This is a genomic window from Postechiella marina (assembly GCF_039538365.1).
GTDB classification, from domain to species: Bacteria; Bacteroidota; Bacteroidia; order Flavobacteriales; family Flavobacteriaceae; genus Postechiella; species Postechiella marina.
The window spans coordinates 141545-166550 of the sequence record NZ_BAABCA010000007.1; the positions used below are offsets into that span (position 1 = coordinate 141545).

The window sequence follows — 25006 nt, forward strand, 5'->3', positions numbered from 1 at the left end:
TTTTTATGCCTAATAACCAACTAAAAACGAAACCATTACCATGTTTAAAAACCTAATTGTTCTACTTTTTATTTTTACACACTACTCAAGCGTATTTTCTTTACAAAGCCAAAACACTCCAATTAATAAAGTAAAACGTCATGTTTATAAAGACGGTATTGTTTCTATGGAAAAATGGTTTGGTAACGATAAACAAATTGATAGTATTAAAACCTATTATACTACAGGAGAGTTAGACGAAGTATTTTATATACTTAATGGTACAACACATGGCAAATGCTATAAATTTAATAGTAAAGGTAAAAAAGTAACAACTTGGGAATACAACAAAGGCAAGCTCGAAAAAAGAACCGATCATATTAAAGAATATAATAAAAAGGACGAAGAAAAAATAAAAGAGTTACACACTAAATTAAATGCATTAAACAACGATTTAAGACAAAACCCTAAAAACAGTGGTAGCTTTGCTAAACGCGCATATATTAGGTATATGCTTAACAACAAGATACTGACATTACAAGATCAAAGCCAATTAGAAAAAAAGATTTTAACCATTCAAAAAGTAATGAAAGGTAAAAACTTAGGCAAACCTTTAGGAAATATTTACGACGTAAAAGGTGCTATTTATTCTTCTTTTGAAATGGAAAACTATGCAACGCATTATAGGTTTAAGGCTACCGAAGCTGACCCTGAAAACGCACGCTTACATTTTAATTTAGGCGCTTATTTATTCAAAATAAAATCTTATCGTCTTGCTAAAATATATCTTAATAAAGCTCTAGAAAAATGGCCTAAACATGCTTTTACACATCGTGTCTTAGCTGCTATGCATAGTGATTTTGAAGATTATGAAAAAGCAAAATATCATATAGATATTGCTTTTCCTAAAGAAGAACACCTTTTAAAACATGGATCGGGTAAGGTAGAACGCGATATTAGAGTACTCAAAGGCTTTATATCTCATAAATTAGGTGAATCAGACTCCGCAATCGATGATTTAAAAGAAGCTATTAATTTAAATAAAGAAAACTCGTTTGCCTATAGAAACCTTGGTGTTGTTTATCACGATATTGGTAACCATAAATTGGCTTGTAAATATTTGCAAAAAGCTAAGGCTCTAGGCTACGAAAAAAAGCATGACAGAAACGATTTGCAAGCCTATTTAGACATATCGTGCAACACTCCAGAAACAGTTATATCTTCTAAATCTGAAGCAAAAAAAGAAATAATAACAAATACAAATCCTTTAAACAAACCTTATGTTTTCCCTAATCCTACAGTTAATATTGTTTCAGTCAAAAACATACCTTTTAAAAATTACGAATACAGCATCTATAATTTTCAGGCTAAATTAATTAGAACATCCCAGGCTTTAAATAACAGTATTAATCTTCAAGATTTACCTACTGGATTGTATATTTTAAAGATTAAAAATAAAGATACCGTGCATAGTTTTAAAGTTGTAAAAAAATAACCCATAAAGATTTAAATTAAAGAAATAAACAATATAGACCTTTTAATTACTTATTTAATTAAATTATAATCGAAACCGTTTCCGAAAATTTAAATGTTTTTTAAAGCTAAATAAATCTTATATATTGACTTCATTATCAAAACAATAATATATAATGAAGATTAATTTTTCGACTAAAAAAGCAAAAAATAAAATTTTATTAACAGCCCTATTGTGCTTTACTTTATGCAGTTACGCGCAGCAATCTGGTATAGAATTAAAAGGAGTTGTTAAAGACGGAACAAACTACACCGTACCTTATGCCTCTATTAGTTTTACAAATAAACCAAAAGGCACTGTAAGTAATGAAGACGGTTTATTCTCTTTAGTAATAGAAAACCATGAGGTTAACGATACTTTAATTGTCAACTCGATGGGATACGAGCCCTTAAAATTTAAAATTCAAGATTACATAAATAAAAAAGAGAACGTTATTTTATTGCAAGAAAGTATTGTAGAGTTGTCTGAAATAAAACTTCTTAGTCCTGCAGACTATGTTAAGAATGCTCTTAAAAACCTAAAGGATAATACCATAAGCAGTTCGCATGAATTAACTTTACTTTACCGAAGAGCATCGAGTGAGGAGAAAAAAGCTAGATTTTTTGTTGAGCATTATATGAAAATTAGAGATAGAGGTCCTTCTGCGATAGGCATTGAAGCTATAGAGATTTTACACTCTAGAAAATCTGCCGACTACCGTTTCTTTAAAAAGAAAGAGTTTAGGCACTCAGTAATTCCAATGACTATTAGAAACCCTGTTAGGCAACACATGCCTATAAAAAAGATAACATGGAAAAAAACAGGAGATTCGTCTTATGGCGATGAAGACGTAGTTATAATAGAAGGCAAACCTAAAGGACAAGCTTCTTTTAAATTATTTATTGGCATAGATACCTATAGCATTTACAGAATAGAAAATAGAGCAAACAACTCGTTATATGTTTATAAAAGAAACAATTCGGGGAAACTACACCTTAGCTACCATAGCAGACAATGGACATCGCAAGAAAAAATACCTTTAGCTATGCAAAAGCAATTAAGAAAAAGCATTAATCAAATACAAGCTACATATAAACACGAAGTTTTTGTTTTAAACGTAGTAACCAATAAGAAAAAAATAAAAGTTAACCATCAAGAAAAAGCAGCCAAAACAGATATGGCATTGTTAAAAGTGGACTATAATGCTAGCTTTTGGAATAATTTTATTGCTCCGCCAGACACCAAATACTTCAAAAAAATAAAAAAAGAAATAGAATCTAACTTTGGTGTGCCACTCGAGAAGCAATTTGAAATAGTTAACTAATATATCAAATTATCATATTCATAATAATAGAAAGGAGTTTTTATCAAAAAACTCCTTTTTTCTTGTATTATTTGAAAATCATATTTAATTTCATACTTTGCAATACTACAAATACGATTAATAGCAAATGACAAAAGTTACCCGAATTTTCGATATCCCGTACTATATGCACGAGACATATAAGTTAAACAAAGCGTTTACAACCAAATACAATGGTAAATGGGAATCAATTTCATCACAAGAATATATAGATAAATCTAATGCGATAAGTAGAGGTTTATTAAAGCTTGGTGTTAAAGCAAATGATAAAATAGCTGTTATTTCTAGTACAAATAGAACAGAATGGAATATTTTAGATATTGGAATTTTACAAATTGGAGCTCAAAATGTTCCCATATACCCTACTATATCATCAGAAGATTACGAGTATATTTTAAATCATTCAGAGTCTACTTATTGTTTTGTTTCTGATAAAGAAATATTAAAAAAACTAAATAAAATTAAAGGAAATACACAATTAAAAAAAGTGTACACCTTTGATGATATTGAAACAGAAAATAATTGGACCCAAGTTTTAAACCTAGGAGAAGACACCGTAAACCAAAAAGAAGTAGAAACCAGAATGGCACAAGTAAAGCCTAATAATCTAGCTACTTTAATATATACCTCTGGAACAACAGGGAAGCCAAAAGGTGTTATGCTATCTCACGACAACTTGGTTTCTAATGTCTTGTCTAGCGAAAAACGTGTCCCTTTTGAGTATGGCAAATCTAAATCGCTTAGCTTTTTACCTATTTGTCACGTTTTTGAACGCATGATTCTTTATTTATACCAATATTGTGGTGTAGAAGTTTACTTTGCAGAATCTATCGAGAAAATGAGTGATAACCTTAAAGAAATAAAGCCTACGGTTATGACTGCTGTTCCAAGGCTTTACGAAAAGGTCTTTGATAAAATTGTAGCAAAAGGAACCGAATTAACAGGCATAAAAAAAGCACTATTCTTTTGGGCTGTAGGTTTAGGTTTAAAATTTAAACCTTACGGACAAAACGGATGGTGGTACGAACTCCAATTAAAATTAGCTAGAAAATTAATATTTAGTAAGTGGAAAGAAGGGTTAGGCGGTAAATTAGACCTAATGGTTTCTGGAAGCGCTGCTTTACAACCTAGATTAACTAGAGTTTTTGCAGCTGCAGAATTACCTATTATGGAAGGTTACGGATTAACAGAGACTTCGCCCGTAATATCTGTTAACGACATGAGAAACGGTGGTTTTCGTGTTGGTACAGTTGGTAAAATAATTGACAACGTAGAAGTTAAAATAGCTGAAGATGGAGAAATACTAGTAAAAGGACCAAATGTTATGCTTGGCTATTATAAAGATGAAGAAAAAACAAACTCTGTTATATCTAATAATTATTTCCATACAGGAGATATTGGAGAGATTTGTAGCGAAGGTTTTCTTAAAATTACCGATCGTAAAAAAGAAATGTTTAAAACTTCTGGAGGAAAATATGTTGCTCCTGCCCTAATAGAAAATCAATTAAAACAATCTCGTTTTATAGAGCAAGTTATGGTTATAGGTGAAGGCGAGAAAATGCCAACAGCTTTAATTCAAATAAATCCAGACTTTGTAAAAGAATGGGCAATTAGGCATAATATAGACTACATCTCTTTAGAAAATATTATAAAAAACGAACAACTACTAGAACGCATTAGCGAAGAAGTTACAACTTGTAACAACAACTTTGGAAAATGGGAACAAATTAAAAAATTCGAATTAACACCAGATATTTGGTCTATTGATGCAGGACACCTTACTCCTACCATGAAAATGAAAAGAAAAGTGATAAAAGAAAAATACGCTGCTCTCATAGAAAAAATATACAGATCATAACATCCTTTTCTACATTTTTGATTTAAACCTCTAACATTTTTTAAATTTATTATGCATGCATAATAAATTTTTCATATATTTGGATTCAAGAACCTCTCATATGAAAGATAAAACGATAGATTATGTTCTAAGAACAACCTGGCTATCAGTTAATAAAATGTATAACGAAGAAGCTGCCAAATTTGAAAGCACAATGGCAACAGGTTTTACACTTTTAAGCATAGACCCAGAAAAAGGCACACCTTCTACTGCGCTTGGGCCTAAAATGGGCATGGAAGCAACCAGTTTGTCTAGAATATTAAAAACGATGGAGAAGAAAAAATTAATAGAAAGACGCCCTAACCCTGAAGATGGTCGTGGTGTATTAATTCACTTAACACCATTTGGTAAAGAAAAAAGAGACTACTCAAAAGAAAAGGTAATCACTTTTAACGACGCAATTAAACAAAACATATCAGAGGAACAATTAAAAAATTTTTATGATGTAGCCGAATTAATAAACAACATGGTTACCAACAAAAAAATATATAATCAAAAGTAATTTAGTTAAATTATTATGAGTAAACGTATCATTAAAAAAATTGCAGTTATTGGCTCAGGTATTATGGGTAGCGGTATTGCATGTCATTTTGCCAATATTGGTGTAGATGTATTATTGTTAGACATTGTTCCTAGAGAGCTTAATGCTATAGAGCAAAAAAAAGGCTTATCTTTAGACGATAAAGTGGTAAGAAATCGTTTAGTAAACGATGCTTTAAAAGCTGCTTTAAAATCTAAACCCTCTCCTATTTATCATCAAAAATTTGCCAATAGAATCTCTACTGGAAATCTAGAAGATGATATTGAAAAAGTAAAAGACGTAGACTGGATTATTGAAGTTGTTGTAGAAAGGCTTGACATAAAAAAGCAAGTTTTTGAAACTTTAGAAAAACACAGAACTCCTGGTACTTTAATAACATCAAACACCTCTGGAATTCCCATAAAATTTATGAGTGAAGGCAGAAGTGAAGATTTCCAAAAGCATTTCTGCGGAACTCATTTTTTTAACCCAGCACGTTACTTAAAATTGTTCGAAATAATTCCTGGACCTAAAACCGATGCCTCTGTATTAGAGTTTTTAAATGGCTATGGCGAACAATATCTAGGAAAAACATCGGTAGTAGCAAAAGATACACCTGCTTTTATTGGTAACAGAATTGGTATTTTCAGCATTATGAGCTTATTTCATGCTGTAAAAGATTTAGATTTAACCATTGAAGAAGTAGATAAATTAACTGGTCCGGTAATAGGACGTCCTAAATCGGCTACTTTTAGAACTGTAGATGTAGTAGGTTTAGATACTTTAGTACATGTAGCCAATGGTATTGCAGAAAACTGTAAAAACGACGAGCAATTAGATTTATTTAAGCTACCAAGCTTCATCAATACCATGATGGAAAATAAGTGGTTAGGAAGTAAAACCAAGCAAGGTTTTTACAAAAAAAACGTATCGGCAGATGGTAAAAAAGAAATTCTATCTTTAGATTTAAATACCTTAGAATATCGTTCTTCTAAAAAGGCAAAATTTGCAACTTTAGAACTTACGAAATCGATTGATAAAGTTGTAGATAGGTTTAAAGTGCTTGTTTCTGGAAAAGATAAAGCTGGCGAATTTTACAGAAAAAGTTTCGCTGCTCTTTTTGCTTATGTTACCAACAGAATTCCTGAAATAACAGATGAACTATACAAAATTGACGATGCCATGAAAGCCGGTTTTGGATGGGAACATGGACCTTTTCAAATTTGGGATGCCATTGGTGTAGAAAAAGGAATAGAAATAATGAAAGCCGAAGGTTTAGAACCTGCTGCTTGGGTTAACGCTATGTTAGCTTCTGGAAGTAAGTCGTTTTATTCTGTAAAAGAAGGCGCAACGTATTGCTACGATATACCAAAGAAAACACAAGAAAAAATACCTGGTCAAGATGCTTTTATCATCTTAGACAACATAAGAAAATCTAACGAAGTCTTTAAAAACTCAGGAGTAGTTATTGAAGATTTAGGCGACGGAATTTTAAACTGCGAATTCCAATCTAAAATGAACACCATTGGTGGCGATGTTTTAGCAGGAATTAACAAAGCTATAGATTTAGCCGAAAAAAATTATCAGGGATTAGTTGTTGGTAACCAAGGCGCTAATTTCTCAGTTGGCGCCAATATTGGAATGATTTTTATGATGGCTGTAGAGCAAGAATACGACGAGCTTAATGGTGCTATAAAATATTTTCAAGACACTATGATGCGTATGCGTTACTCATCAATCCCTACTATATCTGCACCTCATGGTATGTCTTTAGGTGGTGCTTGCGAATTATCAATGCACGCCGATAAAGTTGTAGCAGCTGCAGAAACCTATATGGGATTAGTAGAATTTGGTGTTGGTGTAATTCCTGGTGGCGCAGGATCTAAAGAAATGGCTTTAAGAGCTTCTGATACATTTAGAAAAGGAGATGTTCAATTAAACACACTTCAAGAATACTTTTTAACCATCGGTATGGCAAAAGTGTCAACCTCGGCTTACGAAGCTTTCGACTTAGGTGTACTTCAAAAAGGTAAAGACATTGTAGTTGTTAACAAAGATCGACAAATAGCAACAGCAAAAGCCCATGCCAAATTAATGGCAGAAGCTGGCTATACGCAACCTATTAAACGTACTGATGTAAAAGTACTAGGAAAACAAGCTTTAGGTATGTTTTTAGTAGGAACAGATTCTATGAAAGACTCTAATTATATTAGTGAACATGATATGAAAATTGCAAATAAACTAGCTTATGTTATGGCTGGTGGCGATTTATCTGAACCTACTTTAGTAAGCGAGCAATACTTACTTGATTTAGAACGTGAAGCATTCCTTTCTCTATGTACCGAAAGAAAAACATTAGAAAGAATACAACACATGTTAACCAAAGGGAAACCTCTTAGAAATTAGAAATAAGAAGCAAGACTATAAGATTCAAGATAATACGATTGATTCTTGACTCTTAATTCTATTAATCTTAAAGAAAAAAAATGAAAACAGCATATATAGTAAAAGCATATAGAACCGCAGTTGGTAAAGCACCAAAAGGCGTGTTTCGTTTTAAAAGAACCGATGAATTGGCTGCAGAAACCATCAAATATATGATGAAGGAATTGCCTAATTTAGACCCTAAACGTATTGACGATGTTATAGTTGGAAACGCCATGCCAGAAGGCTCTCAAGGTTTAAACATGGCACGTTTAATCTCTTTAATGGGACTAGAAGTTATAGATGTTCCTGGCGTTACAGTTAATCGTTTTTGCTCTTCAGGTGTAGAAACTATTGGTATGGCAACCGCAAAAATTCAAGCAGGAATGGCAGACTGTATTATTGCTGGAGGCGCAGAAAGTATGAGTAGCGTACCAATGACTGGCTTTAAACCAGAATTAAATTATGATGCCATTGTAAAGGCAGGTCATGAAGATTATTATTGGGGTATGGGAAATACTGCTGAGGCTGTAGCTAAACAATTTAAAGTATCTCGAGAAGATCAAGATGAATTTGCATACAATTCGCATATGAAAGCCTTAAAGGCACAAGCTGAAAATCGTTTTCAAGATCAAATTGTACCTATTGATGTAGAACAAACTTACATTGACGCTAACGGAAAAAAAGCAACTAAATCTTATACAGTAACTAAAGATGAAGGACCTAGAAAAGGAACAAATAAAGAAGCTTTAGCTAAATTAAGAGCAGTATTTGCTGCTGGCGGAAGTGTTACTGCTGGTAACTCGTCGCAAATGAGTGATGGTGCTGCTTTTGTAATGGTAATGAGCGAAGATATGGTTAAAGAATTAAACCTAGAGCCTGTTGCCAGAATGGTAAATTACGCTGCTGCCGGTGTAGAGCCTCGTATTATGGGAATTGGTCCTGTAAAAGCTATTCCAAAAGCATTAAAACAAGCTGGTTTAAAACAAGACGATTTAGCTTTAATAGAATTAAACGAAGCTTTTGCTTCTCAATCGTTAGCTGTAATTAGAGAGCTAAACCTTAATCCAGACATTATTAACGTAAACGGTGGCGCAATTGCATTGGGTCATCCACTAGGATGTACGGGCGCAAAATTATCTGTACAACTCTTTGACGAAATGCGTAAACGCGACATGAAAGGTAAATATGGTGCTGTAACCATGTGCGTTGGTACAGGACAAGGTGCTTGCGGATTATTCGAATTTTTAAATTAATACAAAACCCCAATTAAACTATATAAAACAATATGGAAGCAACAGAAAAAGACTTATTAAGAGGTGGGCAATTCCTTGTAAAAGAAACTAAATGTGAAGATATATTCACCCCTGAAGATTTTAACGAAGATCAGCTTATGATGAAAGAAGCTGTTACCGAGTTTGTTGACAGAGAGATTTGGGCTCATAAAGCACAATTTGAAAAGAAAGACTACGCATTAACAGAATCCTGTATGCGTAAAGCTGGAGAACTTGGCTTTTTAAGCATTTCTGTTCCTGCTGAGTATGGCGGAATGGGCATGGGCTTTGTAGATACTGCATTAGTTTGCGATTATATTTCTGGAGCTACAGGCTCTTTTAGTACTGCTTTTGGGGCACATACTGGTATTGGTACCATGCCAATTACTTTATATGGAAATGAAGAACAGAAACAAAAATACGTTCCTAAATTAGCTTCTGGAGAATGGTTTGGATCTTATTGTTTAACAGAGCCTAGCGCTGGTAGCGATGCCAATTCTGGTAAAACAAAAGCAATACTCTCTGCAGACGGGAAAACGTATAGTATCACTGGGCAAAAAATGTGGATTTCTAACGCAGGTTTTTGTAGTGTAATGATTGTTTTTGCTCGTATCGAAGACGATAAAAATATTACTGGTTTTATTGTAGAATACGATCCAGAAAAACCTAACGGAATTACTATGGGAGAAGAAGAGCACAAATTAGGAATTCGTGCATCGTCTACCAGACAAGTATTTTTTAATGATACTGTTGTACCTGTAGAAAACATGTTATCTACAAGAGGTAATGGTTTTAAAATAGCAATGAACGCCTTAAACGTTGGTAGAATTAAACTAGCAGCTGCTTGTCTTGATGCACAGCGTCGTGTTATTACAGAATCTATTAAATATGCCAACGAGCGTATTCAATTTAAAACGCCAATTTCTAGTTTTGGTGCTATTCGCCAAAAAATTGCTGAAATGGCAACAAATTGTTGGGTTGGTGAAGCTGCAACCTATAGAGCTTCTAAAAATATCGAAGACCGTATTGCGCTTCGTCAAAACAATGGAAAAGACACGCATCAAGAAGCAGAATTAAAAGGTGTAGAAGAGTATGCTATAGAATGTTCTATATTAAAAGTTGCTGTATCAGAGCATGTACAAAATTGTACAGATGAAGGTATTCAAATTTTTGGTGGTATGGGATTCTCTGAAGAAACTCCTGTCGAATCTGCTTGGAGAGATGCTCGTATTGCACGTATTTACGAAGGTACAAACGAAATTAACAGGATGCTTAGTGTTGGCATGCTTATTAAAAAAGCCATGAAAGGTCATGTCGATTTACTTGGTCCTGCAACAGCTGTAGCTAACGAATTAACAGGTATTCCTTCTTTTGAAACTCCAGATTTTTCAGAATTGTTTTCAGAAGAAAAAAGCATCATCAAAAACCTTAAAAAATTATTTTTAATGGTTGCAGGAGCTGCTTTACAAAAATATGGTGAAAAAATTGAGCAACACCAACAACTTATGCTTGCCTCTTCAGATATTTTAATTCAAATATATATGGCAGAATCGGCTATTTTGCGTGCAGAAAAGATGGCTAAAAAACAAGGTGAAGATAATGTTAAAGAGCAAATAGCTATGGCTAAGTTAAACTTATTCCATGCTATAGATGTTATTGAAACTGCAGGAAAACATTCTATTATTTCTTTCTCTGAAGGCGATGAGCAGCGTATGATGCTTATGGGATTAAAACGTTATATTAAATACGTTAACATGCCAAATATTATAGAGTTAAGAAATATAATTTCTGATAAAGTAACAAAAGAAAACAAATATTGCTTTTAAGCAATTACGATAATTTTTGAGTGACTAATTCAATTATAAAAGGCGCTTTTTGCTATTATGCAGAAGCGTCTTTTTATTTTTTATTACATTTAAAGTAAAATTATAGTCATGAAAAAAATTATAATATACCCTATTCTATTAATAACAACTTACCTATTTGCTCAACAAGATAAACAACTAGAGCCTAAATTAGAAAATATAGCTTGGATTTCTGGAAACTGGAAAGGCAAAGCCTTTGGAGGCATAACAGAAGAAAATTGGAGCAAACCAGCTGGTGGCTCTATGATGGCAACCTTCAAATTAATTAACGATGATAAAGTATCTTTTTACGAAATTGAAATCATCCGCGAAATAGAAAACTCTTTACTCCTTCAACTAAAACACTTTAATAATGATTTAAAAGGCTGGGAAACTAAAGATGAAACAGTAGATTTTCCTTTAAAATCCATAACAAAATCAAAAGTAGAATTTGAAGGCATGATTTTTGAAAAAGTTAATGATAATGAAATGAATATTTATGTTGATATTCATAAAAAAAATGATTCGGTAGAAACTATAAAGTTTAACTACAAGAAATAAAATTAACAAATTCTTTTGAAGCTTTTTATTTAATTTTGAAAAAAAATAATCAATGCAAAAACAACTACAATTATTATTAATTTTTATACTCTTTCCTATAGTTTTAATTAATGCTCAAGGTTTACTCAATCAAAAAAATAATTTTACAAGACAAGACACTTTAAGAGGTAGCATAACTCCAGAGCGCGAATGGTGGGACTTGCTACATTACTACTTAGACATAAAAGTAGATCCTGATAATAAATTCATTTCTGGAAAAAACACTATTAAATATAAAGTACTGAGCGCTAATTCTGTTATGCAAATAGATTTGCAAACACCAATGAAATTACTTAAAGCTGTTCAAAACAATAAAGAATTAGACATTAAACATGATGGTAATGCCCATTTTATTACATTAACAGATAAACAAGAAATTGGAGCCACTAATAGTGTTGTGGTATACTACGAAGGCAACCCCAGAGAAGCTGTAAATGCCCCTTGGGATGGAGGTATTTCTTGGAAAAAAGACAGCAATGGTAATCATTTTATAGCATCGTCTTGCCAAGGTTTAGGTGCCAGTGTTTGGTGGCCATGTAAAGATCATATGTACGATGAAGTTGAAGGCATGAAAATTAGCGTTAATGTACCTAGTAACTTAACAAACGTATCAAACGGTAGACTAACTTTAGTAGAGCGCATAGGAGACACCAAAACCTACACGTGGGTTGTAAAAAGCCCCATAAACAATTACGGTGTTAATATTAATATTGGTGACTATGTTAATTTTTCTGAGGTTTTCGATGGCATGGCTGGTAATCTTGATATGAATTATTACGTTTTAAGAGATAACATAGATAAAGCCAAAGAACAATTTAAACAAGCCCCAAAAATGATTAAAGCTTTCGAGCATTGGTTTGGACAATATCCTTTTTATGTCGATAGCTACAAAATAGTAGAAGTACCTTATTTAGGTATGGAGCACCAAAGTTGTGTAACCTATGGTAACAACTACCAAAACGGGTATTTAGGTAAAGATTTATCAGGAACTGGTTGGGGTTTAAAATTCGACTTTATAATTATTCATGAATCTGGACACGAGTGGTTTGCAAATAACATTACCAATAAAGATGTTGCAGATATGTGGATTCATGAAGCTTTTACATCATACTCTGAAGGTTTATATCTAGACTATTACTTTGGCAAAGAAGCCTCGGCTGAATATGTTATAGGAACAAGAAAAAACATTGTTAACGACAGACCATTAATTGGCACATATAACGTAAATAAAGAGGGGTCTGGAGATATGTATTTTAAAGGTGCAAATATACTTCATACCCTACGACAACTTATTAAAGATGACGAAGTATGGCGTAAAATTTTACGTAAAATGAATGTAGAATTCTACCATCAAACTGTAACAACTAAGCAAATTGAAGATTTTTTATCTTATGAAACTAATATTGATTTAACTGCTTTTTTTAATCAATATTTAAGAACAATACAAGTTCCTACACTAGAGTTTTCTCATAAAAAAAAGACTCTAAAATATAGATGGATTAATATTGTAAATGATTTTGCCATGCCAATTCAAATAAAAATTGGAGATGAAGAACAGTGGATTACCCCAAAGGCAGAATGGCAAACTCTAGAAACTCCTTCTAGTAAAATGCCTATTACTATTGATAAAGATTTCTATATTGAAACCAAAGAAATATAACGATTTTGGAACTTACAGAACTTTATTTTAAAACAGATACAGAATGGCGTGCATGGTTACACGAAAACCATAATAACGACCAAGGTGTTTATTTAATTTTTTATAAAGTTGAAAACAAAGAAGCCTCTATGCGGTGGGAAGAAGCTGTAAAAGTAGCGCTTTGTTATGGCTGGATAGACTCTACAGTTAAAAGTTTAGGAAATGGTAAACGCAGGCAACGCTTTTGCAAACGCAAACCAAAAAGTGTTTGGAGTGCTCTAAACAAAAAGTATATAAAAGAGTTAACAGCGAATAACCTAATGCATCAATCAGGATTTGATATTATTTCTATTGGAAAAAAAAATGGCTCTTGGACTGCACTAGATAATGCTGAAAAAGGTATTATTCCTGATAATTTACAAATGGCATTTGATGAGAACCCCAAGGCATTTAAAAATTTTAAAAACTTTGCTCCTAGTTACAGAAAAAGCTACTTATTTTGGGTAAATCAAGCAAAACGAGAAGACACCATAAAAAAGCGCATAAACCAAGTTATTGAGTTATGCGCTAATAATATTAAAAGCAGAGATACTTGGTAATTTTTAATCACGGATTTATAAATAAATCAATCTCTTTTTTAGTTAAATTTGGATTTGCACCGTCACTTTGTGCAACCAAAGCTCCAACTGCACAGGCATAATCTATAGCTTTTTGAGGAGGAACTTTATTACTTAACAAACTCACTAAAGTACCTAAAAAAGAATCTCCTGCTCCAACGGTATCGACTACCTTAATTTGATATCCACTGTTATAATAAAGTGCACCATCAAATAACAAAACAGCACCATGTTGCCCTTTAGTAACGCATATACAATTGGTATTTGTTTTTTGTGCGATGTAATTTAAATTTTGCTCTAAAGAATTATATTTTGAACCTAAATACGCACTAACCTCATAAAGTTCATCGTCATTAAACTTAATAAAATCAGATTTATCCATAAGGTACATTAGGGTATCCTTATCGTAATGAGGTGGTCTTAAATTAAGATCGAATATTTTATATTTAGCAAATTCCAACAGTTTATAAAGCGTGTTTTTAGAAGATTCATCTCTAGTAATTAAACTTCCAAAAAGTAATGCATCAGATTGTTTTACAACTTCTATTAAATCATCATTCAATTCTATTTTATCCCACGCACTAGGATATTCAATGGTATATGAAGCAGACCCTTTATCATTTAAAACAACCTTAACCTCTCCTGTTTTATAGTCTTTTAAAACCTGAATACTAGCCGTATTAATATCATTTTCATTTAAATAATCTAATAACACCTTTCCAGGCTCATCATCTCCAATCGCGCTAATCATAGCAACATTATGCCCGAACGATTTTGCTCTTAATGCCACATTTAATGGCGCTCCTCCTATTTTTTTATGCGTAGGAAATACATCCCACAAGATTTCTCCGAAACTTACAATATTAGACATATAATATCTTTAAAAACCTTAGATTTAATATATATTCGATTCCATAGTTCTTTGATTTATAGAACTTCTAAAAACTTCTAACATACGTTTTGCAATACCTGTCCAACCAAAGTTACGACGCGCAAAACGCGCACCTTCTACCGATAATTCATTACGTAATTTTGGATATAAAAGAGGCATAGCCATCATCGCACCAAATTCTTTAGGTCGATGCGGATCTGCAAATAAACCTTGATTACCAAAATCTATTAAATCGCACAACCCGCCATGAACCGTTATAATTGTTGGTGTTCCGCATGCCATAGCCTCAATAGCCACCATACCAAAAGGTTCGTATCTAGAGGGCATTACAAAAATATTTGCTGAACGATAAACGTTGGCTAAATCTTCATCGGCAATATAATTTTTCCAAGAAATTTTATCTGCTACCCCTAACTCTTCAGCCATCTTTTTGAGTTTGGCAATCCCTTGATTATCCTGCTCAGATTGATCGCCACCAATAGCTGCAACTAAACGCGCTTCAGGACATAATTCAAAAACAGTAGGTAAAGCTTGAAATAACAAATCGTATCCTTTGTTATGCGCCATTCTACCTAAGGCCAAAATATCGGTTGGTTGAATGTCGTACTTCGCTCTAATTTTATCATTTTCTTTGGAAGGTACCGGAAAAAATCTATTCTCGTCTATTCCTGGAGGAATCATACCACAGTTTTTAGGTAAAACATCGTATTGCTTAGTAAGTAAATCGACTTGTGGTAACGTAGTAGCAATAACGTAATTACACATTTGATATACGAAATATTCCTTTCGAATACGTTCTTTAAAACGATAGGTTTTTTCCATTTCTTTTTCGTCCATGTCGCTTCCCATACTGTGCTGCTTCCACCATCCTAAGGAGTGCGGTGTATGCACGTGAGAAATCCCTAACTCTTCAGCTATTTTTTGTCCTGCCCAACCTGCATCCCAATAATGTGTATATACAACATCGTATTTTTTCCGCTCTTTTTTAATGGCAGCCAACGTATTGGTTACAAACTTTTTAAGATGATCGTGCATATCCTCTTTTCTAATAAATTTTTTACCTCCAAAAGGAATTCGCCATACACTATAATTTTCATCAACCACATCGTATTCTGGTTGGTCTTCAAATTGACGCGTTACTAAATCTACACGTTTTCCTAATCTGCTAAAACGTTCTGCTAGCTCTAAAACATATACTACTTGTCCACCAGTGTCTGGCTTTCCTAATTCTGCATTTGCTCCTACATAGCCATGTAAAGAGATCATCAATATTGATTTCATTGTATTTTGTTTTAGTTAATATTATTTAATTAATTTTAAATCGTGACAAGCAGAAATATACTGAGCAGCAGACCAAGCCTGATATGCTTTGCCCATTGGCTTACCTGTTGTACCATGTGCCCATTCTGTAAACTCCCATTCTTCGTTTATACCTTCCTTATTTATTAAGGCAAGCTTGTGTAGTTCTGCTATAGCTATATCTTTAAATCCTAATTTATTTACGAATTTAACCCAGAATCCACCAACAAATGGCCAAATACCACCGTTGTGATAATGGTTTGGTAAGTTTAATAAGTTTACGGTGTAATATGGTCTCCAATCTGGATCGCCAGGACTTACAACTGGGTAAACGTTGGCTATTGGAAATGGGTCGTTAACACCAACACCCCACATAAACTTAAAGGTTTGGTGTGCTTTTTCGGCATCAATGGTACCATGTAAAAAAGCTAAAACATTTCCTAAAGTATCGCAACGCCAACTAAAATCGAAAGGTGTTGTTTGTGCTATTAAATACGAGGTATCTCCAAGAGTAAATTGCTTTTCTGCAAAAGACACCGATTGAAATAATTGTTGTTGTGTAGATGGCCAGAAATTTTGCAATATTTCTTTTTTTATAACTTGAGACCATCTAATATATTCTCCTGCGTCCTCATGGTCTCCTAACATTTCCATCATTCTACCGAAACATACATTGGCACGATACCATAGAATTTCGTCGTAAAGAATGTTATAACTTCTTCCAAATAAATCGGTCCAATCTCCAGCCTCAGGAATTTCTAGTAAAGCATCGTTATTACTATCGTGTGCTCCTAACCAACGCATGGTTTCTTTTATATCTGTAATATGAGTTCTTAAAAACTCAATATCTTTAGTTTCATTTACATATTCATAAAAAGCAATAACTACCCAAATTCCACTATCTATAGAGCAAATACCACCAACCCCAGAATAATCTGGAATATTATTTTTAATACGCACGTTAGATGGAATTTGACCATTACGAGAAATATGCTCAAACAAGGTTAAAAGTGTTTGGCGCGCACATTTATGAATATCTTCATGCTTATGAATTAAAGGAAGCGCTCCAATAACGGTAATAGCACCATCTCTGGCCCAAACACTATAATAATTCTCATCTGTACCATGAGCAACATTATCTTTTATGGAACATGCTGAAAATCCTAATGGCGTAATATTTTTTCGTAAAGCTTCCACTGCTTTATCATAACCTTCAAGAATTAAAGCTACTTTTTCATCGGCACCTTCAGCTGCTAGACTTTCAGATTCTTGTTTTATAAAAAAATCATCAGTATGATCGATATTCGATTCATCGTTCGCTTTATTAGGCAAAATCCCGTAGTATACTAAACCTTCAATAATACCATCACTTTTTTCTTTTTCGGTATGATAAACTTGTCTGTGTTTTGTGTATTGATACAGCTCTTCATGGGCATTAGCTACCACAATACCTTTAACATTTGCCATATCGAACATAGCAGAATCATTACCACTATCTCCTGCTACTAAAACCTCTTCGGTTTTAATACCTAAAGTTTTTGTAAGCCATTGCAATGCATTGCCTTTATTGGCAAATTTTGGTAAAATATCTAAAAATTTATCTCCTGAATACACCACATTAATACTCATGTTAGCATCTTCAAAATCTTTCTCGACACTTGCTATTAATTCTGGACTTGCATTATGAAAAAAGTAACTTCTTTTATAAGCATGCTGAAACTTTGTTGGCTGATCGCTAATGGGATGATCTATTTTTTGAATTAAAGTTTCTACTTCCTCTAAATCCCAACCATCATCAAGAATATTATTAAACTCTTTTACAACACTTTTTTCTTTATAATTATAAATATGAGTTCCAACTCCAGAAATAATATAATCTGGTTCTGGCAAAACACCTTTATCTATTAGAAGAAGTACATCACCAATTAAACGACCTGTGTTATAGGTTAAAAAAACATCTTTAGGTTTATACTTTTTCCATATTTTTCTGAAATTACTTTTATGGGTATGAAAGTCCATTAATGTATTATCAATATCGAAAGAAAGGAGACTAATTTTAGGCTGAATACTATCTTTAATTTTGCTCATGTTTAAAATCTAAAATTTTTATTTTTTAATGATTTTGGATGATTTTTGGTAGAAAATAGATGAATTTACATCAAAAAACAAGAAAAAAAGGCTATTTATGACTATTATTAAAGTTGTAACAATTAGTACGCTGAAGAATAATAAATATGAAAAATAGTACTTTATAAACTGAGCATATGATAATGTTTAAAACAAAAAAGCTTGTAAGAAAAAATATATTTTTCTTACAAGCTTTAATAGTATCCTTTCAATATTTTAGTTTTATAAACCGCTTATAAAACTCCCATAAGGATCTTTAAATTGAATACCCTCGGTAAAGCGTTGTTTACTTAATTGTTTGTATTCTACTAATGCCCAAAGCACAAATTCTTTTACGAAATAAGAATCTTGCGTCGATAAGTTAGGTTGATACTTCGCCAATAAATCATCTAAAGGAGAAATAGCGTTTAGAATATTTTTATATTCTTTATCTCTTAAATCGTCTAGCAACTCAAAACCTTCTTTTTGATTAAAGAACCAAGACACAATATCGTCATAAGGACTTTCTTGATCTTGCTTTTGAAGTTTACCTATTTTTGGAAAAAAGGTTTCAAATAAAGTTTTAACCGCTTCTCCAATTAAATTAAACGCTACTGCTGCTGCTCCTTCTTGCTCGCCTTCGTAAACCAACTCGACTTTGCCGGTTATGGCAGGAATAATACCTACAAAATCTGACAATCTTAATGTTGTTTGTTCGTCTCCATTTATTAACGCACGACGCTCTGCTGTACTTAATAAGTTTTCTAGAGCTGTAATACTTAAACGTGCGCTTACACCACTTTTAGCATCTATATACTCGCTTTCGCGTGCTTGAAAAACAATTTGTTCTAACAAATCTCGAGCTAAATCTGGCACAACTACAGAAGCATTCTGACTTTCTACCAGTTTAGCTTCTTGTTCTGTAATTTTTCTTGCAGTTTCAATATCTGCTGGGTAATGTGTTAATATTTGCGATCCTATTCTATCTTTTAAAGGGGTAACAATACTTCCTCTATTGGTGTAATCTTCAGGGTTAGCGGTAAAAATAAATTGCACATCTAACGGTAACCTCAACTTAAACCCACGAATTTGAATATCGCCTTCTTGTAGAATATTAAATAATGCCACTTGAATTCTAGCTTGTAAATCTGGCAACTCATTAATTACAAAAATACAGCGGTTTGCTCTTGGAATCATCCCGTAATGAATCACACGATCATCTGCATAACTTAATTTTAAATTGGCTGCCTTTATAGGGTCTACATCTCCAATAATATCGGCAACGGTAACATCTGGTGTTGCTAATTTCTCTGCAAAACGATCACTTCTATGCAACCATGTTATTGGTGTATTATCGCCGTGTTCTTTAATTAATTCTGCTGCAAATCTAGAAATGGGTTGTAACGGATCGTCATTAATCTCAGATCCTTCTACAACAGGTATATATTCATCTAACAAATTAAGCATTAAACGTGCTAACCTTGTTTTTGCTTGACCACGCAGGCCTAATAAATTAATATTATGTCTTGATAAAATAGCACGTTCAAGTTCTGGAATTACCGTATTTTCGTATCCATGAACACCTTCAAAAGTTGTTTCTTTATTTTTTATTTTTTCGATTAGGTTATCCCGTAATTCATCTTTAATAGATTTTGATTGATATCCCGATTTTTTTAGTTCTCCTAGTGTTTTTATATATTCTTCTTTCATATTACATCTTTTTGCTATTTTGCTTAGCACTTACTCTTTTATCAAAAATTCTAGAAGCTAATAGCTACTAGTTAAAAAATTATCCTTTAATTCTTTTCTTTCTGTTTGTTTCGTAATCTTCAAAAATCATTTCGCCTAAACCTTTAAGACCTGTATAAAATGCTTTTCCTTGATTTGCATGCGTAAATTCTCTAACAAATTGCATTAGGTAACTGTCTTGAGCTATCATAAACGTCGTTATAGGAATATGCAGCTTTCTTGCCTGTTGTGCCATCATGTAACATTTATTTACAATGTGAGAATCTAGCCCATTACTGTTTTTATAATACTGTCCGTCTGGTAAACGTAAACAACTAGGTTTACCATCTGTTATCATAAAAATTTGTTTATTGGTATTTCTTTTTCGACGTAACAAATCCATCGCCAATTGCAAACCTGCAACGGTATTGGTGTGATATGGTCCCACTTTTAAATACGGTAAATCTTTAATTTCAATTTGCCACGCATCATTACCAAACACCAAAATATCTAGGGTATCTTTTGGATAACGCGTTGTTATTAATTCGGCTAGCGCCATAGCTACTCGTTTGGCAGGTGTAATTCTATCTTCGCCATACAAAATCATACTGTGGCTAATATCAATCATTAACACCGTACTCATTTGAGATTTATGCAATGTTTCTTCAACTACTAAATCGTCTTCAGAAAGTGTAAAGTCTCCAATACCATGATTAATTTGAGCGTTTTTTAAACTTTCGGTCATAGACACTTTATCTAAAGCATCTCCAAATTGATAGTTTCTAAAATCGCCAGTATGCTCGTCTCCTATCCCTGGACTTTTACTTTTGTGATTGCCTTGCCCACTGCGCTTTATCTTTCCAAAAATATGATCTAATGCTTGTTGACGAATAGCACGTTCTGTTTTAGCGGTAATAGCCAAACCTGCGTTTCCTTCGGGATCAATTTCTTCTTTTAAATAACCTTTTTGTTTTAGGTCTTCAATAAAATCGTCTATAGTATACTCTGCTGTTGTAAGTTTATACTCCTTATCAAGTTCGCGTAACCAATCGATGGCTTCATCAAAATCGCCCGAAGTATGTGTAATAAGCTCTTTAAAGATATCGAATAACTTATCGAAAGGCGATTGAAAAGGTGCTTCGTATTTAGTAAACACAAAACCTTTTCTGTTCGTTTTATTATTTTCCATAGCTCTATAAAAATACTATATTTTTATAGAAACAAGAAAACCATATTTAGATTTATCTTTACTTTAACAAAAGTCTTTAAGGTTACTATTCTACACGTTTTAATCCATTAAGATTTTCAATCTTAATAAACTTACCAATTGTAGAGATTAAACCTTCTCTTTTAAATTGGGATAGCACGCGAATAGCAGACTCTGTTGCAGTACCAACAATGCTAGCGTAATCTTCTCGAGATAATAACACACTTAAGGTACCATCTGGGTTTTCGCCAAAGTTTTCTTGTATATAAATTAAAGCTTCAGCCAACCGCTGTTTAACCGTTTTTTGAGCCATATTTACAATAATATCATCAGAATCTTTTAAATCTCTTGCCATATCTTGCAACACATCAAAAGAAAATTTAGGATTGCGTTGTAAATCGCTTATTATTTCATTCTTAGGAATAAAACACACTTCCATATCATTTAAAGCTACAGCCTGAAGGTTAGAACTCTGACCACTTATTATAGAGCGTTGCCCAAGTAATTGCCCTTTTATCACCATTTTTACAATTTGGTCTTTTCCGTTTTCACTTAGTTTAGACAGTTTACATATACCATCACGTATACAATATACGCCATTTAAAACCTCGCCTTCTTCAAAAATAACTTCTCCTTTTTTTATTTTTTTAGATGATTTACACCCAGAAATACGAATTAACTCATCTTTTGTTAACGATTTTAAAGCGTTAAATTGTTTTATTATACATTGTTCGCACTTGCCCATGATTTAAAATAAGTTATAATTATGCATGATTAATGCAGCACTAAAAAAGGAGTTTCTGAGTAATATTTAATTTCTGGAACCGTAGGTTTAAACAATATTTTCTGGAAATAATTTAAATTTCTAGCCAACATCGTAATCAGATTAATATGTTGATTTTCAACAAAATTCTGAACCTGAGTTTCAATTTGTTTATTGGTTAAAAAATGAAAACTGTGCTTATTATCTCCCAAATAATCATCTAAAAAAGCTTTATTTTCTTGCTGCTCTACATTAAGTATTGCTTCCCTATTTTTAATATGTAAAACTCGAACAGAAGCCTTATTGTTAGTTACAATATTGTTTATATTCTCTAAAGTTGCTGGAGAATAAAGCGTTAAAAAATCTGTTGGAAATGCAATTTCTTTAAGCGAAGAAAATTTTGCGTTTTTTGGCACTACAAGAGTTGAACATTTTACTTTGGTAATAACATGACTCGTGTTACTGCCAAGTGATGTTGCAGTAAAATCTGAAGCACCTTTTGTGCCCATAACTATAAAATCTATTTGCTTTTCTTCTACAATATTCCTGATGGATTTAACAAGGTAATTACTGTCTTGAACCGTAATAAATCTATGATTATTACTTTTTGGTAATTCCGATTTAATTCTATTAACGGTTTGCTCTAATTTAAATTTCGCAGGAATTTTTAAAACTTGAGAAATGTTATAATCGAATAACGAATCAACCGTATTTTCTGGAGTTTTCACATTTAAAAGATAGAAATTACAAGGCGATTTTTTAAAAAACCGCACCGCATATGCTATGGCGTTCCACGCATTTTCAGAAAAATCGGTAGGTATTAATATATTTTTCATGCTTATAATAAGTATCTAGGTCACAAATATATAAGCATGAGCGTTCTTGAAATATGACCAAAATCATATCAACAGATAATTCAAGGCATTATTCTATTTTTTGAAGTGCTTTCATGTCTAAAATTCTAATATTACGCCCTTCAATTTCAATAATTTCCATGTCCTTAAAACGAGACAGCGTACGTATTAAACTTTCGGTAGCAATACCTGCAACACTAGCCAAATCGTTTCTAGAAATCCTAATAGCGTCTTCTGGTTTTCTGTTTAATTTCTCAGCAAATTTTAAAATGGTTGTTGCTGTACGCTTTCTTACGGAACTATAAGCCATTTGTAGTAATTGGTCTTTAACACCAACTAAATCTTCGTTTAACAATTGTATTAGCTCTAAAGTTACGTTATGATTGCTGTTTAGCACATCTTTAAGCTCGTTTTTAGAAATACCCAACAATGTAGCATCTTGAATAGCTGTTGCTGTTTCTTTATAGGTCGTGTTTTGTGTAAATGATGTATAGCCAAACAAATCGTCTTCCTTATGTAAGGCTGTGGTTAAATCTTTACCTTGTTCATCTAACTTATGGCATTTAATTAATCCTTTTTCAATTAAATAAATGGTGTTGGAGTGTTCGCCTTCTTCGTAAATATTTGTGCCTTTGCTAAAGGTTTTGGTTTCGCCATTATCATCGAAGAAATTCTTTAAATCGTTTAAAGTTCTAATATCATCTTCAACCTCATCTTTAGATCCCGCCTTGTCTCTAGTGTCTTTTAAAATAGCAGCCTTAGCCAATCTACTTTCAATAGCACTAATTAATTCATCTTCTTCAAAAGGTTTTGTTATATAATCATCGGCACCTAAATCCATGCCTTTTCTAACATCTTTACGCTCCGTTTTTGCAGATAAAAATATAAAGGGAATATACTTCGTGTTTTCAGTTTTAGACAACCCTTGCAAAACGCCATAGCCATCTAATTCTGGCATCATAATATCGCAAACAATAATATCTGGAATCATGCTTAAAGCAGTTTCTAATCCTAACTTTCCATTTGGTGCAGTGGTTACAGCATAGTCTGAAAGTTCTAATAATTCGGCTGTATTTTCTCTTAAAATAGTATCGTCTTCTATTAGTAGTATTCTTTTCATTATTCTGCTTTATTTTTCAATAAAATTATAAATGTACTTCCTTTATTTTCTTCGCTTGTAAAACTTATAGAACCTCCTAAATTTTCTAAATGGCTTTTTACAATATTTAAACCAATACCAGTACCTTGCGTTAACAGTGCATTTTCTGCTCTAAAATACCGATTAAATATTTGTTTTTGATCTGCCTTTGGAATTCCCATACCATGATCTGATACAACAAACTTAGTCTCGGTTTCATTTTGATTGATTTCAATACCAATAACACCATGTTCTGGCGAATATTTAATGGCATTGTGCACCAAATTTGACAAAGCCAATTCCACTATTTTTTCATCTTGATAAAGCGCGTAATCATCAATATTTTCAGGATACTTAATGGTTTGTCCTTCTTTTAAAAGCATATTGGCGTTATACACGACTTCGTCTACAACCTTACTTAATTTAAAGGTGCTGTATTTGTAGTTGATTTTTCCTGTTTCAAGCTTCTCGATAGATAAGAAATCATTTAAAATATTGTTTAAATAATGTACCTTATCGGTAATCGTTTTAATATGCTTATCGCGTTTTTCTTGCTGCTTTTCTAATTTATATTTTCCCAGTAACATTGCCGAGGTTAAAATACCACTTAAGGGTGTTTTAAACTCATGAGATACCAAGGATAAAAACTTTGTTTTTAACTCATTAAGCTCCTTTTCTTTTTTAAGCGCATTGCTTATTTTATCTTGAGCCTCTATACGTTTTTTAATTTCTAAATCGCGCTCTTTATTAACTTCTTTTAATTCTTCAACCGTGGTTATTAGCTCAATAGTTCGGGTTTCTACCTTTTTTTCAAGCTCATTATTTAAGGTTTGCAATTCTAACTCTTGCTTTTTTCTAACAGAAATATCAATAACCAAAGCCATTACAAAGGTTTCTCCATTAATATCCATAGGATTTAAACCAGCCTCTACTGGAAATGTATGACCATTTTTATGAGCGCCGTATAAATCTCGCCCATGCCCCATTTGACGCTTTTCACGATTTTTCATAAAGCCATCAAAATTCTCGCCATGGTTGGCATGGTAACGTTGCGGAATTAAAACATGAAGATGTGCATTAAGTAATTCGCCTTTAGTATAACCAAACATATCTTCGGCAGATTTGTTGGTAGAGACTATTTGCTGCTTGGTATTTACAACAATAACACCTTCTGAAACCGCCTCAAAAAGCACATTAAAAACATCTTTATCGTTTTGAAACATTTGTTTTCTAATTAGAATCAATTTTTAAACTCGAATACCAGTTTTAATTGAAAGTGTTGTAAAAATATACAAAACATGACTAATATCATATTTAAAAGTAGGTTGATTTATGACTTTTGTCTCAGG

19 protein-coding genes are annotated in these 25006 nt (G+C 32.7%); 10 read left to right on the forward strand and 9 right to left on the reverse strand.

Annotated features, from left to right (window positions below; genetic code table 11):
• Nucleotides 1–40 precede the first annotated feature (40 nt).
• From ABD715_RS16055 to ABD715_RS16100, 10 genes are all read left to right on the forward strand, one after another.
• Entirely contained in the window at nt 41–1474 is a 1434-nt protein-coding gene (locus tag ABD715_RS16055; RefSeq protein ID WP_344789356.1) for a T9SS type A sorting domain-containing protein, read from the forward strand.
• A 154-nt stretch (nt 1475–1628) separates the two neighbouring features.
• Nucleotides 1629–2816 carry a carboxypeptidase-like regulatory domain-containing protein gene (locus ABD715_RS16060; RefSeq protein ID WP_344789357.1) on the forward strand — a complete coding sequence of 396 codons (1188 nt, stop codon included), beginning with the start codon at nt 1629–1631 and terminating at the stop codon, nt 2814–2816.
• A 127-nt stretch (nt 2817–2943) separates the two neighbouring features.
• Nucleotides 2944–4713 carry an AMP-dependent synthetase/ligase gene (locus ABD715_RS16065; RefSeq protein WP_344789358.1) on the forward strand — a complete coding sequence of 590 codons (1770 nt, stop codon included), beginning with the start codon at nt 2944–2946 and terminating at the stop codon, nt 4711–4713.
• A gap of 100 nt (nt 4714–4813) precedes the next feature.
• Nucleotides 4814–5254: a MarR family winged helix-turn-helix transcriptional regulator gene (locus ABD715_RS16070; RefSeq protein ID WP_344789359.1), complete on the forward strand. Its 441-nt coding sequence runs from the start codon at nt 4814–4816 to the stop codon at nt 5252–5254.
• Between the two features lie 15 nt (nt 5255–5269).
• Nucleotides 5270–7678, forward strand: a complete 2409-nt coding sequence (locus tag ABD715_RS16075) for a 3-hydroxyacyl-CoA dehydrogenase/enoyl-CoA hydratase family protein (protein WP_344789360.1) — start codon at nt 5270–5272, stop codon at nt 7676–7678.
• Between the two features lie 80 nt (nt 7679–7758).
• Nucleotides 7759–8952 carry an acetyl-CoA C-acyltransferase gene (locus ABD715_RS16080; RefSeq protein WP_344789361.1) on the forward strand — a complete coding sequence of 398 codons (1194 nt, stop codon included), beginning with the start codon at nt 7759–7761 and terminating at the stop codon, nt 8950–8952.
• A gap of 32 nt (nt 8953–8984) precedes the next feature.
• The gene (locus ABD715_RS16085; RefSeq protein WP_344789362.1) at nt 8985–10796 is read left to right on the forward strand and encodes an acyl-CoA dehydrogenase family protein; all 1812 of its coding nucleotides are present in this window, start codon (nt 8985–8987) and stop codon (nt 10794–10796) included.
• 108 nt (nt 10797–10904) lie between these two features.
• On the forward strand, nt 10905–11375 hold the full coding sequence (locus tag ABD715_RS16090) for a DUF6265 family protein (protein ID WP_344789363.1): 471 nt from the start codon (nt 10905–10907) through the stop codon (nt 11373–11375).
• Between the two features lie 52 nt (nt 11376–11427).
• Nucleotides 11428–13074: a M1 family metallopeptidase gene (locus tag ABD715_RS16095; protein ID WP_344789364.1), complete on the forward strand. Its 1647-nt coding sequence runs from the start codon at nt 11428–11430 to the stop codon at nt 13072–13074.
• A gap of 5 nt (nt 13075–13079) precedes the next feature.
• Nucleotides 13080–13652, forward strand: a complete 573-nt coding sequence (locus ABD715_RS16100; protein ID WP_344789365.1) for a YdeI/OmpD-associated family protein — start codon at nt 13080–13082, stop codon at nt 13650–13652.
• Nucleotides 13653–13659: 7 nt separating this feature from the next.
• Here the strand turns inward: ABD715_RS16100 and ABD715_RS16105 are convergent, their stop codons facing one another.
• The 9 genes from ABD715_RS16105 to ABD715_RS16145 all read right to left on the reverse strand — a co-directional run bounded on the left by ABD715_RS16105 (nt 13660) and on the right by ABD715_RS16145 (nt 24880).
• Nucleotides 13660–14541 carry a carbohydrate kinase family protein gene (locus ABD715_RS16105; protein ID WP_344789367.1) on the reverse strand — a complete coding sequence of 294 codons (882 nt, stop codon included), beginning with the start codon at nt 14539–14541 and terminating at the stop codon, nt 13660–13662.
• A 24-nt stretch (nt 14542–14565) separates the two neighbouring features.
• Nucleotides 14566–15843: a glycosyltransferase gene (locus ABD715_RS16110; protein ID WP_344789368.1), complete on the reverse strand. Its 1278-nt coding sequence runs from the start codon at nt 15841–15843 to the stop codon at nt 14566–14568.
• A gap of 21 nt (nt 15844–15864) precedes the next feature.
• The gene (locus ABD715_RS16115; RefSeq protein ID WP_344789369.1) at nt 15865–17949 is read right to left on the reverse strand and encodes an HAD-IIB family hydrolase; all 2085 of its coding nucleotides are present in this window, start codon (nt 17947–17949) and stop codon (nt 15865–15867) included.
• A gap of 261 nt (nt 17950–18210) precedes the next feature.
• On the reverse strand, nt 18211–19677 hold the full coding sequence (locus ABD715_RS16120) for a sigma 54-interacting transcriptional regulator (RefSeq protein WP_344789371.1): 1467 nt from the start codon (nt 19675–19677) through the stop codon (nt 18211–18213).
• Nucleotides 19678–19756: 79 nt separating this feature from the next.
• A complete protein-coding gene (locus ABD715_RS16125; RefSeq protein ID WP_344789372.1) occupies nt 19757–20884 on the reverse strand; it encodes a vWA domain-containing protein in 1128 nt (375 codons plus the stop codon).
• Nucleotides 20885–20969: 85 nt separating this feature from the next.
• On the reverse strand, nt 20970–21647 hold the full coding sequence (locus tag ABD715_RS16130) for a Crp/Fnr family transcriptional regulator (protein WP_344789373.1): 678 nt from the start codon (nt 21645–21647) through the stop codon (nt 20970–20972).
• 29 nt (nt 21648–21676) lie between these two features.
• A complete protein-coding gene (locus ABD715_RS16135) occupies nt 21677–22501 on the reverse strand; it encodes a universal stress protein (protein ID WP_344789374.1) in 825 nt (274 codons plus the stop codon).
• Nucleotides 22502–22589: 88 nt separating this feature from the next.
• Nucleotides 22590–23639 (reverse strand): response regulator, encoded by a 1050-nt coding sequence (locus ABD715_RS16140; protein WP_344789375.1) that lies wholly within the window; start codon nt 23637–23639, stop codon nt 22590–22592.
• Complete coding sequence (locus tag ABD715_RS16145; protein ID WP_344789456.1) at nt 23639–24880, reverse strand: PAS domain-containing sensor histidine kinase; 1242 nt, start codon at nt 24878–24880, stop codon at nt 23639–23641. The genes ABD715_RS16140 and ABD715_RS16145 overlap by 1 nt, the downstream gene beginning before the upstream one ends.
• Between the last annotated feature and the right edge of the window lie 126 nt (nt 24881–25006).